This is a genomic window from Salinicola salarius, assembly GCF_002179555.1.
Classification (GTDB): Bacteria; Pseudomonadota; Gammaproteobacteria; order Pseudomonadales; family Halomonadaceae; genus Salinicola; species Salinicola salarius_A.
The window spans coordinates 1-3308 of record NZ_NHOU01000078.1; the positions used below are offsets into that span (position 1 = coordinate 1).

Annotated in this window: 2 protein-coding genes; both read left to right on the forward strand. The window is 39.7% G+C overall.

Annotated elements, in window-relative coordinates:
• Window positions 1-924, forward strand: a 924-nt coding sequence (locus tag CCD76_RS18960; protein ID WP_143543339.1) for a glycerol dehydrogenase, incomplete at its 5' end; no start/stop codon positions are given.
• 186 nt (window positions 925-1110) lie between these two features.
• Window positions 1111-3120, forward strand: coding sequence for an alpha/beta fold hydrolase (locus CCD76_RS18965; protein WP_218777084.1), 2010 nt, complete (start codon window positions 1111-1113; stop codon window positions 3118-3120).
• Window positions 3121-3308: the final 188 nt, after the last annotated feature.

Below are 3308 nucleotides of genomic sequence, written 5' to 3' on the forward strand. Positions count from 1 at the left end.
TATTGCCATGCAGGTCAGTGGGTTAGAAGTGTTTCCTGGGGCCGGTCTCACGGATTCAGGGACAAGACAGTAGATTTTGTGATTGGCATGGGTGCAGGGAAAGCGCTGGACACAGCAAAAGCTGTCGCCAACAATTTGAAAGTACCAGTTGTCGTCTTCCCAGCGCTTGCATCAACTGATGCACCAACCTCAGGTTTATCAGTTGTTTATACAGAAGAAGGTGAGTTTGAACAGTACTTGTTCTATAAAAAAAACCCTGATTTAGTTTTAATGGATACGAAAATTATTGCAAGTGCACCAGCGCGGATGTTAGCATCAGGTATTTCAGATGCATTAGCAACGCTCGTTGAAGCACGGGCAGTTAAACAAAAGAACGGTAACACGATGAGTGGTGGAAAAGCAACGATTGCTGGCTTTGCAATTGCCGAAAAATGTGAAAAAGTGCTGTTTGATTATGGAGTACTCGCTTATGAAGCAAATAAAGCAAATGTTGTCACACCAGCACTCGAAGCGATTGTTGAAGCGAATACCTTACTCTCAGGCCTTGGTTTTGAAGATTCAGGTCTAGCAGCAGCGCATGCGATCCATAATGGATTTACTGCCGTTGATGGTGATATTCACCATTTATCACACGGTGAGAAAGTAGCTTACGGCACACTAACACAACTGGTGTTAGAAAATAAAACCATTGAAGAAATCGAACGTTACCTTGCAATGTATGTTGCTCTTGATTTACCGGTTACTTTAGAACAAATGCATTTAGCGGATAAATCATATGAAGCCTTATTAGCAGTTGGTAAGTCCGCAACCAAAGTGGGCGAGACAATGGAAAACATGCCATTTGAAGTGACGCCAGACGATGTTGTTGAAGCAATTCGGGCTGTTGATGTGTATGCGAAAGCGTATTTGAAACGTACGCGATAAAGAGAGAATAACGATGATGACGTTTTAAAACAAAGGGGTATGAGGCACGGTAAATGTAACACAAATTATACGTAGGGACGAGCTATTTAAGTAACGTTTCAAAACGGTAGCTATCTTTTGGCTTTTTATGTGTTTGAAAAACAACTTAAGTAGCGATTACCTACGATAAAAACGGAGGTAAGTCAATTGAAAAAACGAACATTGGTCTTATTGATTACATCATTAGCATTAATTTTCATTGGGAGTTTGATTGCTTCAATCAGCAATAACTCTGGTGGCGATGTAGATGTCTCACGGATAAGCTTTGAAACAGATAGTGGTGAACTATCAGGACTCTTATATTTACCAGATGGGGCAGAAGATGACCCACGTCCAACGATTGTAGCAACGCATGGTTATTTAAATTCAGCAGAGATGCAAGCCCCACAGGCAATTGAAATGTCAAAACGAGGTTATGTTGTCTTAGCGCTTGACCAATACGATCATGGTCATTCTGTCGGGACCATGGACAAATCGTTTCCATTTTTCTCATTCTGGCCAACATCAATTTATGATGCGGTTAATTATATGTATGAACAAGATTACGTATTAAAAGATGATGCAGGCAATGGTGTCATTGCTGTTTCCGGTCACTCAATGGGGGGATTCTCTTCCACACATGCCGTTTTGTTAGATGAAATGTTTTATGAACAATCAGGCATTAGAAAGATTGATAGCTACTTATCAATGGGGTCAGACTACCAATGGATTTATGCACTAGGGTATGAGCTAGATGATATCGTAGCCGCGTATGGCCCAAGAACGGCAGGTAAGATTGCCGGAACGTATGATGAATTCTTCTTTAGCCCAGAAGCAGCTGCACAAGGAAAAACAGTGGTTGAAAAAAACTATATTACAACTGAAGAAGCACAAGCTTTCTTAGGTAACCCTGAAGATCCAACCGTTGGTGAATTCTATGCAGTTGGAGACGGTCAACGTATTATTTACCAACCTGAAGAGACACACCCTTGGAATCATTTTTCAATGACAACCACAGATCATGTGATTGAATTCTATAACGAAGCATTTTCTGAGTATGAAATCGTAGAAACAAGTGAGAGCGGTCAATCGTGGATGTATAAAGAATGGTTTTCATTTGTTGCTTTAATTGGTTTCTTCTTACTATTTGTCCCGGTGGTTCAGCTCTTACTAAAAGTGCCATTCTTATCAGCGACCGTTGTTGAAAAACCAAAAGCAATACCTGCACCAACAACAGATAGTGAAAAAATATCCAATCTAGTTATGATTATCTTTGGTGCTTTCTTCCCGGCACTGTTGTTCACTACCTTCTATAGTGGGGTTGAAGTAGGCTTAAGATTAATTACTCAAATTAACTATATTATAATTGGAACAAGCTTGATTGCTTTGATTGTTGCTTATATTAAAGATAAACATGCTGACATGAAAAAGTTGTCCACCGGCGTCTTGATTATTGGTGTGATTCAGTTCTTCATGCTAACTTACCGTGACAACTTGGTTGAAGTAAATGCATTCTTTGGTGCTCCAACCGGAAATACTATTCTTTACTGGGCATTAAATGTGGCAATCATTACTGCTTTAGTGCTTGTCATTAGCTACTTTGCTTCTCAAAAAGCAAAAGGTGTGACCCTTGATAATTACGGCTTAAAAACGAAACTGAAACCAGTCGCTGCCAGCTTTGTTGTTGCAGTTGCTGCGATTGCGGTCGGTTACTTCATGCTCTTTATTGTTGATGCCATCTTTAAAACAGACTTTAGATTATGGACATTAGCAGTGAAAACTTTTGACGCCCATCATATCGTTGCTTTGCTCAAGTATGCACCATTATTCTTTATTTTCTACTTCATTGTAGGCTTATCGATTAATGTCAATACAGCAGGTGAACGCTTTGAAGGGATCAAAGGCTATCTTGTCTCAATCTTTATGTTTGTCGGCGGTTTAATTTTCTACTTGATTTATCAATATGGAACGCTATTTATAACGAAAACAGCAGCATTCCCGGCTGAATCTTTATCATCCATTGTTGTGATTGGCTTAGTACCAGTCCTAATTATTGCAGCCATCTTTAATCGTTATTTCTATCGTCTTACTGGAAATGTTTATTTAGCAGCATTTATTAATGCTATCTTAATGACACTTGTGTTGCTTGCGAATACAGCACTCCACGCAACGCTATAAAATGAGCTTACAGTTCATCTATTAAGCTAACTGTAACCTCTAACAAGATAAGGGATATAGCGATTTTCGCTATATCTCTTATTGCTATTCAAAGTGCTAATTTTGACAGATACGGTTATCTGTCTATGGTTTAAGGGCCAATCTGGCTTTATGATTAACCTGAATCCGTGAGACCGGCCCCCGGAAGC